This is a genomic window from Youngiibacter fragilis 232.1, from assembly GCF_000495435.3.
Taxonomy (GTDB): domain Bacteria; phylum Bacillota; class Clostridia; order Clostridiales; family Clostridiaceae; genus Youngiibacter; species Youngiibacter fragilis.
This window is the reverse complement of the sequence record NZ_AXUN02000220.1, coordinates 1-14331: the sequence shown is the minus strand read 5'-3', so window position 1 is coordinate 14331 and position 14331 is coordinate 1. Positions and strand designations below refer to the sequence as shown.

General features: G+C 49.1%; 13 protein-coding genes. 12 read left to right on the top strand and 1 reads right to left on the bottom strand.

Annotated elements, in window-relative coordinates; translation table 11 throughout:
• Positions 1-26: 26 nt before the first annotated feature.
• The 12 genes from T472_RS17245 (at position 27) to proC (ending at position 12167) form a co-directional block, all read left to right on the top strand.
• Positions 27-989 (top strand): Gfo/Idh/MocA family protein, encoded by a 963-nt coding sequence (locus T472_RS17245; RefSeq protein WP_023388817.1) that lies wholly within the window; start codon positions 27-29, stop codon positions 987-989.
• A 103-nt stretch (positions 990-1092) separates the two neighbouring features.
• On the top strand, positions 1093-1434 hold the full coding sequence (locus T472_RS17240) for a cytochrome b5 domain-containing protein (protein WP_023388816.1): 342 nt from the start codon (positions 1093-1095) through the stop codon (positions 1432-1434).
• Positions 1435-1531: 97 nt separating this feature from the next.
• A complete protein-coding gene (locus T472_RS17235; protein WP_207643989.1) occupies positions 1532-2689 on the top strand; it encodes a GNAT family N-acetyltransferase in 1158 nt (385 codons plus the stop codon).
• 9 nt (positions 2690-2698) lie between these two features.
• Positions 2699-4519 (top strand): oligoendopeptidase F, encoded by a 1821-nt coding sequence (pepF, locus tag T472_RS17230; protein WP_023388814.1) that lies wholly within the window; start codon positions 2699-2701, stop codon positions 4517-4519.
• Positions 4520-4529: 10 nt separating this feature from the next.
• Complete coding sequence (locus T472_RS17225; protein WP_023388813.1) at positions 4530-5348, top strand: mechanosensitive ion channel family protein; 819 nt, start codon at positions 4530-4532, stop codon at positions 5346-5348.
• Between the two features lie 97 nt (positions 5349-5445).
• Positions 5446-6888 (top strand): NAD(P)/FAD-dependent oxidoreductase, encoded by a 1443-nt coding sequence (locus tag T472_RS17220; RefSeq protein WP_023388812.1) that lies wholly within the window; start codon positions 5446-5448, stop codon positions 6886-6888.
• Positions 6878-8140, top strand: a complete 1263-nt coding sequence (locus T472_RS17215; protein WP_023388811.1) for an NAD(P)/FAD-dependent oxidoreductase — start codon at positions 6878-6880, stop codon at positions 8138-8140. The genes T472_RS17220 and T472_RS17215 overlap by 11 nt, the downstream gene beginning before the upstream one ends.
• Before the next feature lie 3 nt (positions 8141-8143).
• Positions 8144-8503 carry a DUF1667 domain-containing protein gene (locus T472_RS17210; RefSeq protein WP_023388810.1) on the top strand — a complete coding sequence of 120 codons (360 nt, stop codon included), beginning with the start codon at positions 8144-8146 and terminating at the stop codon, positions 8501-8503.
• 53 nt (positions 8504-8556) lie between these two features.
• Positions 8557-9372 (top strand): biotin--[acetyl-CoA-carboxylase] ligase, encoded by an 816-nt coding sequence (locus tag T472_RS17205; protein WP_023388809.1) that lies wholly within the window; start codon positions 8557-8559, stop codon positions 9370-9372.
• Positions 9362-10828, top strand: a complete 1467-nt coding sequence (locus T472_RS17200; protein WP_023388808.1) for an NAD(P)/FAD-dependent oxidoreductase — start codon at positions 9362-9364, stop codon at positions 10826-10828. Before T472_RS17205 ends, T472_RS17200 begins: the two co-directional genes overlap by 11 nt.
• On the top strand, positions 10829-11362 hold the full coding sequence (locus tag T472_RS17195; protein WP_023388807.1) for a DUF3867 family protein: 534 nt from the start codon (positions 10829-10831) through the stop codon (positions 11360-11362).
• The gene (proC, locus tag T472_RS17190; protein ID WP_082447763.1) at positions 11352-12167 is read left to right on the top strand and encodes a pyrroline-5-carboxylate reductase; all 816 of its coding nucleotides are present in this window, start codon (positions 11352-11354) and stop codon (positions 12165-12167) included. The genes T472_RS17195 and proC overlap by 11 nt, the downstream gene beginning before the upstream one ends.
• 54 nt (positions 12168-12221) lie before the next feature.
• Here proC and glmS read toward each other — a convergent pair whose 3' ends face one another.
• Complete coding sequence (glmS, locus tag T472_RS17185) at positions 12222-14048, bottom strand: glutamine--fructose-6-phosphate transaminase (isomerizing) (RefSeq protein WP_023388805.1); 1827 nt, start codon at positions 14046-14048, stop codon at positions 12222-12224.
• Between the last annotated feature and the right edge of the window lie 283 nt (positions 14049-14331).

Below are 14331 nucleotides of genomic sequence, written 5' to 3'. Positions count from 1 at the left end.
CTTTCATCCAATTGGAGGAGGATGCCATGGCAAAGATACGGTATGGAATACTGGGAGCTGCAAACGTGGCACCGAGGTTCGTAAGGGCTGTCCAGAACACAACTGACGGTGAGGTAACCGCAATCGCATCAAGGGACATCGGGAAAGCACGCAGGATGGCGGAGGAACTTGGAGTCTTGAAATCCTACGGCAGCTACGAGGAACTTGTCGAGGACCCAGGAATAGATGCTGTGTATATAGCGACACCGAACAGCCTGCACAAGGAGCATATGATTTTAGGGCTTGAACATGGAAAGCATGTTGTCTGTGAAAAGCCTTTCACGCTTTTCGAGTCTGATGCCCACGAGGTATTCAGCATGGCAAGGGAAAAAGGGCTATTTGTCATGGAGGCACAAAAGTCAGTTTTCCTTCCTGTAACGGTTGATATAAAGAAGATACTTGATTCAGGTGAGCTTGGGAAGATCAGGCTGATCGACTGCTGCCAGTCAGCCACAGGCTTCATACAGGACTGGTTCTACAAAAGGGAGTCAGGAGGTGGTGCTTTGAACGGAAGTTTAAGCTATCCACTGGAGCATGCCATGTTCCTTACTGGCTCAGTGATTGAAAAGGCAGCTGGAACAGCAACGATTGGTGAAACAGGGGTGGACCTTCAATGTGCAGTCTCGGTGAGCCTTAAGGATGGTACTCTTTTGACTTCAAGGATCACGACTCTTGTTGAAACCAATGGTATGGCAATAATCTGGTGTGAAAAGGGCCGTGTGGAGATACCAGATTTCTGGAAGGCGAGGCATGCCAGGGTTTTCTTTGACAATGGCAGGGAGATAAGGATTGACCATCCCTGCGAGCATGAGATGACCTATGAGGTGGAGCATGTCAACAGCCGCATAAGGGAAGGGCTTAGTGAAAGCCCTGTCATGACCGAGAATATGACATGCATGGCGGTGAGGACAGTTGAGAATGTCCGAAATATGATATGGCGGGATTTATGACCAGTTTGAACCTTCAGTTAATTCATGTTCATATTCAATGAATAGAGGCTCCGATGATGTATAATATTGTATAAGATACAATTTTATGCGAGGAGTTGAAACCATGGACATCAGGAGGATTGCAAAGACGGCAATTAGCATTGCAGCGGGAATTCTGGTACTTGCAGCGTGTTCCTCCAAGACTCCGGAAACTCCGACAGTCACAGGGCTTGAGCTCACGATTGAGGAGCTTGCGGAATTCGATGGAAAAGACGGTGCCAGGGCATACATAGCGGTTGATGGAGTGATATATGATGTGACGGATGTGAGGGAATGGGCAGGGGGCTCCCATTGGGGGAAGTTCACGGCAGGACGTGACCTTACAACAGAAATAAAGACAATGTCTCCCCATGGGGTATCCAAGCTGTCCGGTGTACCGGTAGTTGGAAAGATAGCAGACAAGTAGCTTGACGGGCCGAAAGGCCCGTTTCTTCTTTTTAGTGAATGTTTGGACCGAAAATGGCATAGGTAATGAACGGATGGTGAAATGGTGGTAAACTAATATGGAAAGGTGTTACTTAAGGGGGAGTGCGGCTATGGGAGTCATAATAAGGGAAGCGGCAGCGGGAAAGGTATTGGACGATTTCGTAAGGCTTCCGTTCAGTCTTTATCAGGGTATCGAAGCATGGGTACCTCCGATAATTTCTGACAACAGGAAGTATGTAACCGGCAAGAGCAACTATATGAACCAGGCTGGACCAAATGCAAGGATCGTAGCCTACCTGGATGGAGTACCTGCAGGACGGCTCCTATATGGGATCAACGAGCACCTGAATCATGCCAAGGGCTTCAGGGAAGGGTACCTGTCGCTCTTTGAGTGTATTGACAGCCAGATTGTGGCGGATGCAATGCTTGATCATGCCAGGTCATGGTTCAGGGAGAAGGGTATCGAATACATGAAGGGCCCTCTTTCACTGCCTGGCGGTGACGACTGCAGGGGCTTTCTCATAGACAACTTCGAGTCGCCCACATACGTTATGCAGACATACAACCACAAGTACTACAATGACCTTTTTAGTGCATACGGATTCGAGAAATATCTGGACTGCTACGGTTATGACATCAAGGACGACCAGGAGGACATTAGGAAGTTTGAAAGGCTTGTTCCTCTTGCAATGAAGCGGTATGGCTACACTGTGGACAGGATCGACCTTACCAACATGGACAGGGAAATGCGGGATGTAAAGAAGATAATTGAGATGTCCATGCCGGACGACTGGGATGACTTCATTCCTCCAAATGATGAGGAGATCGCACTGATAGCTAAGCAGCTCATACCCTATGCAGACCCCGACTTCATATACATTGCGAGGACTCTTGAAGGAGAGCCCATAGGCTTCGACATCGCTCTTCCGGACTATAATATGGTGCTGAAGAGGATGAATGGGAGGCTTCTTCCGTTCGGGATACTGAAGTACATGAAGTACAGGAAGAAGATAGACAGGCTGAGGGTATTTGTCCTCTTTGTCGTGCCAGAGTACAGGAAGAAAGGCGTATCAGGGGCAATATACCTCAACATGTGGAGAAAAGGCATAGAGAAGGGATATAAGAGGGGAGAAGCCTCAACTATCTGGGAATACAACAAGCCAATGATTACTGATATAAAGGAGTTTATCGGGGAGCCGTACAAGACATACAGGCTCTACAGGATGAATGTTTAGGATATTGATATGGAAAGAAGACTGATTGACAGGAAGGACGCAGAAGCTGCCCTTACATGGGACCTGTCACCGCTTTATTATTCTGTGGAAAGCCTGAAGATCGATGTGGAGAGGATCCTTACACTATCCCGGAAACTTGAGGAAGACTTCCAGGGCAAGCTTAATGACAGTTTTGCGGTAAACAGCTGCCTTGACGGAATGAGGGAGTTACTTCCAGTAATGGGAAGGGCAGGCGCCTACTCACATCTAAGGCTAATGGCAGATACTACTGACAATTCAAGCCTTGAGCTCAAGGCTATGGTATCCGATGCGCTGGCTAAGGCAAGAAGCATGCTGAGCTTCATTGATACGGAGATACTGGAAAATGATGAGGAAACTTTGAAGAAGGCAATTGAATCATCCGATGAGAACAGGCATTATCTCAAGGATCTTCTGAGGTACAGGCCTCATATTCTTGGAAAGGAAGCCGAGAAGGTCATATCGGCCCTTGGAACCGTCCTAGAGGCACCATACAACATATACAACAGGGCAAAGCTCGCTGATATGGACTTCGGGACGTTCATGGCAGGAGGAAGGGAGCACCCTCTGGGATTCGTCCTTTTTGAGAACGGGTATGAGTTCGAGACCGATACTGAAGTGAGAAGGGCAGCCTTCAGGGCGTTTTCCGAGAAACTGGGGAAATACCAGAACACTGTCGCTTCTGTATATCAGACCAAGCTCTCCACCGAGAAGGCACTGGCAGAGATCAGAGGTTTCAGATCGGTAACTGAAAGCCTGCTTTTCAGCCAGAAGGTACCAATTAAGATGTATGACAGGCAGATAGACCTGATATATGAGAGGCTGGCACCGCATATGAGAAGGTTTGCCGGAATCCTGAAGAGGATTCACGGGCTTGATGAAATGAGGTATGAGGACCTGAAGCTTGCTGTAGATCCTGCCTTCGAGCCAGGTATCACCGTGGCTGAAGCCAAAGGTCATCTGCTGGAGGGTCTGTCAGTATTAGGCAGTGAATATGCAGGGATGATAAGCAGGGCTTTTGATGAGAGGTGGATAGACTTCGTCCAGAACAGGGGGAAGTCCACCGGAGCCTTCTGCTCAAGTCCTTATGGAGCACATCCGTACATACTCATATCCTGGACCGAGAGAATGAGGGAGGTCTTCGTACTTGCCCATGAGCTTGGGCATGCAGGGCACTTTGAACTCAGTCACAGCAGGCAGAACGTATTTGATTCAAGACCCTCCCTTTACTTCATAGAGGCACCTTCGACCATGAATGAGATGCTTATGGCGAACCATCTTATAAAATCAAATGGGGATGCCAGGTTCAGAAGATGGGTATACTCGACAATGATATCAAGGACCTACTATCACAACTTCGTGACACACCTCCTTGAGGCAAGGTATCAGAGAGAGGTATACAGGATAATCGAGAATGGCGGAAGTGTTACAGCATCTCGGCTAAACGGCATATTCAGGGAGGTGCTTGAGGGCTTCTTTGGTGACTCTGTGAAGATCACAGAAGGGGCCGAGCTTACCTGGATGAGACAGCCGCACTATTTCATGGGTCTCTACCCATACACGTACAGCGCAGGACTTACTATTGCCACCGAAGTGGCAAAAAGGGTTGAAAGCGGAGACAGTTCAGCAATAGAAGACTGGAAAAGTACGCTTGAAGCTGGAGGGACACTTGATCCAATTGAACTCGCAAGGCTTGCGGGCGTAGACATAACATCGGACAAGCCGCTTATTGACACCATCGACAGGATAGGCTTCCTGATAGGTGAAATAGAGAGACTGACTGATGAGATAGAAACCGATAAATTGAACTGACGGAGGAAACATGGAAAAGCTAAATGAATTCTTTTTTAATTACGGAATGAAGATACTCGCTGCAGTACTTGTGATTGTAGTAGGGTCGTACCTTGTAAGGCTAGTCATGAGGATGGTCGAGAAGGCTCTTGCAAGGAGCTCCGTTGACATATCCCTTCACACATTCATAAAGACCGTTGTAAGGCTTCTCATGCAGATAGTCGTGCTGCTGACTGCGGCGGGAGTGCTTGATATCCCAAGCACCACATTCATCACCATACTTGGATCCGCTGGTCTAGCAATAGGTCTTGCGCTTAAGGACAGCCTGGGGAACTTTGCGGGAGGAATACTTCTCCTGTCATTTAGGCCATTCAAGGTCGGGGACTACATCGAGTCTGATGGAGTCGGAGGTACCGTGAAGGACATCCACATACTATATACCCACCTGAACACTCCGGACAACAGGCGAGTGATGATACCGAACGGAATACTTGCCAATGCAAGGATCACGAACTACTCGACAGAGGACAGGAGAAGGCTAGACCTGATATTCGGGGTGGCATACGGCTCCGACATAGAAAAGGTCAAGACGGCAATCAACGAAGTTATCGCATCGAACCCTATGGTCATCATGGATCCGGAGCCTATAGTAAGGATGCAGGCCCACAGGGAAAGTGCTGTGGAGATCACCGTCAAGATATGGTGTCTAAAGGAAAATTACTGGAATCTGCTTTATGATATGCATGAACAGGTCAAGGCATCCTTCGACAGGAATGGAATCTCAATTCCATATCCTACCAGAAGCATAAGAGTTGAGAAGGATTCGGCAGGAACCGATATACTAAGGTAGAAGTTTCCGGTAAAGCAAGATATGGATCAACACAGGTCGTGCCTAGCCGGGTTGGATGCAATCAGACTGCACGGCTTTTCCATAAGGAGGTAAACCCATGTATGACATTGCAGTAATAGGTGCAGGCATTGTAGGTGCATGTACGGTCTATGAGCTTTCCAGGCTGGACCTTGCAGTTTGTCTGATCGAAAAGGAAAATGATGCGGCAGCAGGAGCCACAAAGGCGAATTCGGCACTGGTGCATGCTGGCTTCGATCCTGAAGAGGGCACCCTTATGGCGAGGCTCAATGTAGAAGGCTGCTCAATGTTCGAGGAATTATCAAAGGAAGCAGGTTTCCCATTCAAAAGGAACGGTGCGCTGGTCCTTGCCTTTTCGGATGACGACAAAAAAACGATAGGCATGCTGTATGATCGAGGGATTGCCAACGGGGTCAAAGGTCTTAGGGTCATCGACAGTCAGGAGCTAAAAAGGCTTGAGCCAAATGTCGGGTCGCAAGCCGCAGGTGCGCTTCTTGCGCCGTCTGCAGGCATAGTGGGACCATGGGAGATGTGCATGGCCCTCCTGGGGAAAGCTGCAGACAGGGGTGTATCCCTTCGCTTCAGGAATAAAGTCACAGGTATAAGGAAAACATCTGATTTCTTCGAGATTGAGATCAATGGCGGTGAGTCACGGGTTCAGGCGAAGAGGATAGTCAACGCTGCCGGGATCCATGCTGATGAGATAATGGAGATGGCAGGTGAGAAGGAGTTTACAATATTGCCGCGCAAGGGGCAGTATTACGTCCTGGATAAGAGTCAGGGAAAGCTGGTTTCACATACCTTGTTCCAGTGTCCGTCTGACAAGGGAAAGGGCGTAATGGTAACTCCTACTGTACATGGGAACCTGCTTGTCGGTCCGGATTCAGGAATGGCAGAAGACAAGGAGGACAGGGCAACATCAAGGGAAGGGCTTTTGATTGTAAAGGAGAGTGCACTCCGTTCAGTCGGATCCATCGACTTCAGGGACACCATAAGGAATTATGCGGGACTTAGGGCCTATTCCGACAGAAAGGATTTCATCATAGAGGAAGCAGGTTCTGTCAAGGGCCTTGTTAACCTTGCGGGGATCAAGTCGCCCGGTCTTACTGCAGCTCCTGCGATCGCCAGGGAGGCTGTGAGGCTCCTTGAGGCCACAGGAATGCATATGGCCCCAAGGCAAATGGAAACCGATCCTGAAGTCAGGGTGAAATTCGGCGAGATGAGTGATGAGGAGAAGCAGTCGGTAATAAAGGGGAATCCAGCCTATGGCAGGGTTATCTGCAGATGCGAAGGGATAACCGAAGGCGAGGTGATAGAATCGCTTGGAGGACCTTTGGGGGCAGTATCCCTGGATGGAGTGAAGAGAAGGGTCAGACCAGGCTCAGGAAGATGCCAGGGGGGCTTCTGCGGGCCGAAGGTGCTTGAAATAATCTCCAGGGAGCTTAAGATAGAGCCCTGGGAGGTACAGCTTGACCTTGACGGTTCCCATGTACTCGAAGGAGAGCAGGATGATGTATTATGAGATAGTTGTCATAGGGGCAGGTCCGGCTGGAATGGCAGCAGCAATTGAAGCGAAAAGGTCTGGAGCCGGATCTGTCCTTGTCATAGACAGGGACATTGAGACTGGCGGGATACTCAACCAGTGCATACACTCCGGCTTCGGGCTTCTTAGGTTCAATGAAGAGCTGACAGGACCGGAATATGCAGAACGATGTTCAAGGTCACTGGTTGAATCAGGGGTCACTGTCATGCTTGATACAATGGTGATGAGCCTTAAGAGCCATGGAAGTGAAAAGCTTGTTCGTGCCATGAATCCTTCTCACGGTTTAATGGACATACATGCAAATGCGGTCATACTCGCAATGGGCTGCCGTGAAAGGACACGGGGAGCCATACAGATCCCAGGAGACAGACCATCAGGGGTGCTTACAGCCGGGGCTGCGCAGAGATACGTCAACATCGAAGGCCATAAAGTAGGGAAGGGGGTTGTGGTTCTAGGTTCCGGTGACATCGGCCTCATCATGGCAAGGCGCCTGACGCTTGAAGGGGCGATGGTCCTGGCATGCGTTGAGATAATGCCGTATTCAAGCGGACTTACGAGAAACATAGTACAGTGCCTCGATGATTTTGGAATCCCTCTCCTCCTGTCGCATACTGTGACTAAGGTCATAGGTAAGAGGAGGCTTGAGGGGGTTGTTATCGCAGAGGTGGGAGAGGACAGGATGCCTGTTGCCGGAACTGAAAGGTTTGTTGAATGCGATACATTGCTTCTTTCCGTTGGTCTTATACCTGAAAATGAAATTACTGCCGGAGCAGGGATAGACCTTGATCCAAGGACAAAGGGCCCATACGTGGACAGAAACATGGAAACCTCAATGGAAGGCGTTTTCGCATGTGGAAATGTGGTACATGTCAACGACCTTGCAGACCATGTCAGTCTTGAAGGGGAGAGGGCCGGCAGGAGCGCAGCGGAATATTTGCGAAAATTTGACGAAACAAAAGGAAGGAAGATAGTGATACTTCCAGGTGAAGGAGTAGCTTATGCAGTCCCCCAGCATCTATCTATAGTTCCCGGACCGGGAACCGCTGAAATCTCCTTAAGGGCAGACCGGGTGTTCAAGAATGCATATCTTGTAGTAAGGGATGAGAAGGGCTCCGTATTGAAGAGAATAAGGAGACCGAGGATAACGCCGGGAGAAATGGAGAGGATCTCGATAAAAAACGATATCATAAGCGGTGACTCGGATATGACCATTTCAATCGAGGAGGTGTGATGATTGTCAGAGCTTACATGCATTGTATGCCCAAGAGGCTGCCTTCTTAAGGTTATGGAGGGAACAGCGGGATATCTGGTAACAGGAAATGCATGTCCTCGGGGAGTGCCGTATGCAGTGAGGGAAATGACTGATCCACGGCGAATGGTCACTTCAAGTGCAAGGATCGAAGGTGCGGTCCACAGGCGGCTTCCCGTAAAGACAAGCAAAGATATACCTAAAGGACTTGTACTAAGGGTCTGTGAAGAGATAGGGAGACTTGTGGTTCAGGCGCCTGTTGAAGCAGGTGATGTCATCATAAGGGATGTTCTCGGGACGGGTTCGGATGTTATCGCCTCAAGGACAATGGAAAGAGTTCCATAGTCCTCTGACGTGCTGTAGAATTGTATCATAAGAAAGTAACTGGAGGTTTTGACATGGATGACCTGGACCTTGGGCAGATATCTGGACATATCAATACATCATGGCTGGGAAGGACCATTGTCCTCGTAGGATCCGTTGATTCCACAAACAGCTGGCTCAAGGAGCGAGCGGAGGAAGGAAGAGCTAAGGACGGCACTCTTGTCATCTCCAAGGTTCAGACTGGCGGAAGGGGAAGGCTTGGACGAAGCTTCCATTCACCTGAAGGGGGCCTTTATATGTCATTCTTCATAAGGAAGCCTGATATGAAGATGGACACATCCCTTGCTACAATAGCAGCAGCCATATCAGCGAGAGACGCGATACATGAGCTGTGTGGGATAAGACCCAGGCTCAAATGGGTGAATGATGTGTACATAGGTGACAGGAAGGTCGGAGGAATACTTGTAGAAGGAAAGTTTGACCCTGTAGGGAGAACGATGGACCATCTTGTCATAGGTATAGGCATCAACGTTACGACTGAGGAATTTCCTGAAGAACTCAAGGACATTGCCTCTTCCATTGTGAATGAGACCGGAATCAGAATAAGCAGAAGCCTCCTATGTGCCAGGATAGCAGACAATCTTGAAAAGATGCTAAGGGAAACCATCGAGGACCCTGAAGGGTTAGTTGAAGACTATAAAGGATCCCTCATGTATATCGGCCATGAGATCACTGTAAGCTCAGGAGGCGGTGTGAGACCTGCAAGGCTTGTCGGGGTGGACAGGAAGGGTGGACTAGTGGTCAGGTACCTGGATGCTGAGTACGAAGTGACTTCTGTGATCAGTTCAGGAGAGGTTACAATAAGGGGTGGATCCGGAAATGGTGCATGACGTGGCGATAATAGGTGCAGGTATCATAGGGACTGCCCTTGCAAGGGAACTTACAAGATACAGGCTCAAAGTTGCCGTAATTGAGAAGCATCCTGATGTCTCCATGGGCGCGACAAAGGCAAACAGCGCCATAGTGCACGGCGGTTATGCAGAAGGCCATGACACACTAAAGGGTAGGCTCTGCATTGCGGGCAGAAGGAGATTCCGGGAACTTGAAGATGAACTTCATTTCGGTTTTACTGAAACAGGGTCCCTTCTTGTAAGTATGGAAGATGACCTGGAGCCGCTTGAGAGGCTCCAGAGGCGAGGAATTGAAAACGGCCTCACTGACCTTTCCATAATTGGCAGGGAAGAAATAATGAAACTGGAACCCAATATCTCGGAGGAAGTCAAAAACGCCCTGTTCTGCAAGGGCGCGGGCATCTGCTCACCCTATGGGATGGCTATAGCCATGGCTGAAAATGCTGTGGAAAACGGAGCTGAACTTTTCCTTTCAGCAGAAGTTAAAGGAATTGAAATGGAGAACGGGATATTCACCCTTTCAACTGACAGGGGTGATTTTCAGGCAAGGTTTGTTGTCAATTGCGCCGGTGTGATGTCAGACAGGGTTGCGAAGATGGCAGGTGCGGATGGATTTGAAATACTACCGAGAAGCGGTGAGTATCTCCTGTTTGCCAAGGGCACCGGTAAAATGCTTGAGCATGTCGTGTTCCAGCTCCCGACTGCAATGGGGAAGGGGGTGCTTGTCACTCCGACGATCCATGGTAATCTCCTCATAGGTCCCGATGCGACGGACGTGGAGGACAGGGAGGACACATCCACCCATAAGGATAGGCTTCAGAATGTGTACAACCAGGCAAAGAAGCTGTATCCTGATATTAAAGGTGAGAGCTTCCTCAGGAGTTTCACAGGCATCAGGGCAAGGAGTTCGACTGGTGACTTCGTTATCGGACCGTCAAGGATCAGAGGCTTCATCAATGCAGCCGGAATACAGTCTCCGGGTCTTACAGCATCACCTGCCATTGCGAGTCTTCTGGTAAGCATACTGGGGGATGAAGGGCTGAACCTTGAGCCTGAGGTTTCCTTCAATCCATTCAGGAAGCCTCAGGAGTTAGCACGGAAAGACTTGCCTTACAGGGAGGTCGACAGGCTTTCAAGGCTTCCGGTCGGAAGCAGGGAGAGGATAGTATGCAGATGCGAGCGGGTGACTGAAGGGGAAATAGCAGATTCAATGGACAGAGGGATAGAGGTCACCACGGTTGATGGTATAAAGAGAAGGACCAGGGCTGCTATGGGCTGGTGCCAGGGTACGTTCTGCAGGGAGAGGATTGCAGCTGCAATGGAGGATCTGACAGGAAAATTGCCGGATGGGAGCTATGACATCGAGCGCAGCGGTGTGTCGAGGATAGAGAAAAATGACTTCCTTGACTTCCTCAAAGCGCAGAAGGAGGATTAAATGAGCGACATAATAGACTTCAACGAGCTGAAGAACAAGGTAAGGGAAAAGGACATCGATGATTTCGAGAACTACATAATGTCCCTTTACGGACAGATGGGAACCGGGAGCATGAACTTCGCCCAGATAAACAAGGCCATACAGGAATACATGAAGGAGCATGGGATCTCGCAGGAGAAATTCATGGACCTTCAGATGAAGCTTATGGAAAGATACGGAGTAACGCCTGAGGACGTCGAGAAGCAGTACAACATACCAGGCGGTAACTATGAAAGATACAGGAAATCCCTTGGATTTACTGAAAAGTACAAGGACAGGATAAAAAGCTATGCAGGCTTCAACTATGAGATTAAAAATGACAGGAATGACCTGACTATCTTCCTTAATGACAATATCGTCCTGATTTCATCAAAGAAGAAGGTCGACCTGTCTGACAATGAATTGAATGAGTTCCTTGTATCATACAAGAAGCTTTCAAAGGATGAGAAGCTGACAGTCAGGATCAGCGAAAATGTAATTGAGTATGAATATTGAGAGGAAGGTGGACCGGATGAGGATAGGCATTCTAGGTACTGGAAACATGGGCTACGCGATTGGCAAGGGCCTGCAGCTGGCAGGCTACGGGATAACGGTATACAACAGGAGCGACAGGAACGTATCTGAACTGAAGTCGGGAGGGGCACACGTGGCTGAGAGCGTCCATGAGCTTGCGAAGGAAAGCGACTTGGTTATCATCGCGGTGAAACCAAAGGACATCCTCGGGGTAATCAGGGAAAACTGTGACTACCTGGAGGGTAAGACAGTTGTATCTATCGCTGCAGGTGTATCTCTGCAGAGCCTGCGTGTCGCATCGGAAAACAAGGCGACCATGGCGCGTGTAATGCCTAATACTCCCGCACTTATATCAAAAGGTGTTTACGGAGTTGTCTCAGACGGCCTTGATCAGGAATTAAGGGAGTCCATAGTGAAGCTCTTTTCTTCGATTGGTGAGGCATACCTCATAACGGAAGAAGACATCCATGGGTTCATTTCAATAGCCGGATCGTCACCAGCCTACATATTCATGTTCATGGAAGCACTTGCAGACGCAGGTGTCAGGATGGGGATCAAGAGAGCTGACGCATACGATATTGTGGCAGATACCCTTATAGGGTCAGCCATGCTTTATAAGAAGACAAAGGAGCACCCGGGGGCACTCAAGGACATGGTCACATCCCCCAAAGGGACGACCATAGAAGCTGTAAGGATACTTGAGGAAAAGGGCTTCAGGACAGCTGTGATCGAAGGAGCTCTGGCTGCAGGACTCAAGTCACGGGAAATGGAAGCCAAGGACAAATAGACAATAAGTGCATGTTAAATGAAAGCACCCCGGAAAACCTCCGGGGTGCTTGTGCTATTCCACTGTTACTGATTTTGCAAGGTTCCTCGGCTTGTCAACATCCAGTCCCTTGAAGGAGCAGACGTAGTAGGAGAGGAGCTGCATTGGTACGACTGCAAGAACTGGTGCGAGCAGGTCGATAGTCTCCGGTATGTGTACAGCTGTATCAACGAAGCTGTCTACTGTCTTATTGCTCTCGTATGTTACAACCATGACCTTTGCGCCTCTGGAGGTTACCTCCTTGAGGTTAGAATGCATCTTGTCAAGCAGGCTTCTCTGTGTAAGAGATGCAAGTACCGATGTATTCTTCTCGATAAGGGCTATGGGGCCGTGCTTAAGCTCTCCGCCAGGATAAGCATCCGCATGGATGTATGTGAGTTCCTTGAGCTTGAGGGCCGCTTCAATTGCGACTGCATAATCAAGGCCTCTTCCGATGAAGAAAACATCCTTTTCGCCATGGATCTTCAAAGCGAACTTCTGTATGCTTTCCTTCTGCTCGATAACCTTCGAAACCTTGTCTGGAAGAAGAAGCATCTCCTTCTTTATTGCATCTGTCTCCTCGTCGGTCATTGTGCCAAGCAGCTCAGCGAAGTGCAGGGCTATGGTGTACACTGCGATCAGCATGGTGAGGTATGCCTTTGTTGACGCTACTCCGATTTCAGGTCCTGCCCAGGTGTAGAACACATCTGTGGCTTCCCGTGCTACCGAGCTTCCGACAACATTGGTGATAGCTATTACCCTTGCGCCCTTTTTCTTTGAGTCACGGAGAACCGCCAAAGTGTCAGCGGTCTCTCCGGACTGGCTTATGACAATGAGAAGGGTCCTTGAGTCTATTATCGGGTCCCTGTATCTGAACTCTGAAGCAACATCAACCTCTACAGGTATCTTTGACAGGGATTCTATTGCTGTCTTGCCTACTACTCCTGCATTGTAAGCCGTTCCGCAGGCAACTATGTAGATCCTTGAGTAACTTTCAAGCATTTCCCTGGTTATCGTTATGTCGTCCAGCTTGACCTTCTGGCCTGCCACTATCCTCGAGGTCATGGTATCCCTCAGCGCCTTAGGCTGCTCATGGATCTCCTTGATCGTGAAATGGTCATATCCGCCCTTTTCGGCAGAGTCCGCATTCCAGGTTATCGTGGTGGATGACTTCTCAACAGACTCCATATTGGCATTGTAGTATCTGATGCCGGATCCGGTGATCTCTGCGAATTCCATGTCATCAAGATATACAACTTCCCTTGTGTAGTTGAGTATGGCAGGAACATCCGATGCTATGAAGCTCTCGTTCTCTCCAAGCCCGATTATGAGAGGACTGTCCTTCCTTACTGCAATTATCTTGTCCGGATCGTCAAGGGATATTACTCCAAGAGCATAGCTTCCCTTGAGTCTCTGTGTCGCATTGATCACTGCCTCAAGCAGGCATCCCTCGAAATAGTGGTCTACAAGATTAGGTATGACCTCAGTATCTGTCTCTGACAGGAAAGTATAACTCTTGTCTGCAAGCCAGCTTTTGATCTCCATGTAGTTTTCGATTATGCCGTTGTGCACGACAGATATCCTGTCGTTGTTGCTGCAGTGGGGGTGGGAGTTCACGTCCGAGGGTTCACCGTGGGTGGCCCACCTGGTGTGACCTATTCCAAGATGACCGTGTGCTGGCTCCGTCTCCAGTTTTTCCGCGAGATTCTTAAGCCTGCCCTTTGTCTTCACGATGGTGATTTTACCATCTTCAGGCACAGCGATACCGGCCGAGTCATAGCCCCTGTATTCGAGCTTAGAGAGACCGTGCACAAGGACGTCCGTAGCATCCTTGCCTCCTAAATAACCGACAATTCCACACATGACAATACATCCTTTCTTATTCTATTAAGAAAGGTCTGGGCACCTGATCCCCTTTGTCCCCGAAGTCGCCTCCGGTATTTGAGGGAGCTTTTTCGGTAGTGCATACCGTGGAGCATCCGCCGAACTTTCGATTACTCCATCCTCGTCAACCGGCTTAAGTCAGCCGGTTCTGGCGCTATTCCATCTGGAATTTCAAATTGATATCCAAACCTTGCTCCCATCATTATATAGGCATTACTCATTTAGCGCAACGTCCAGTGATAGTATAATTTATTAGGAAAGA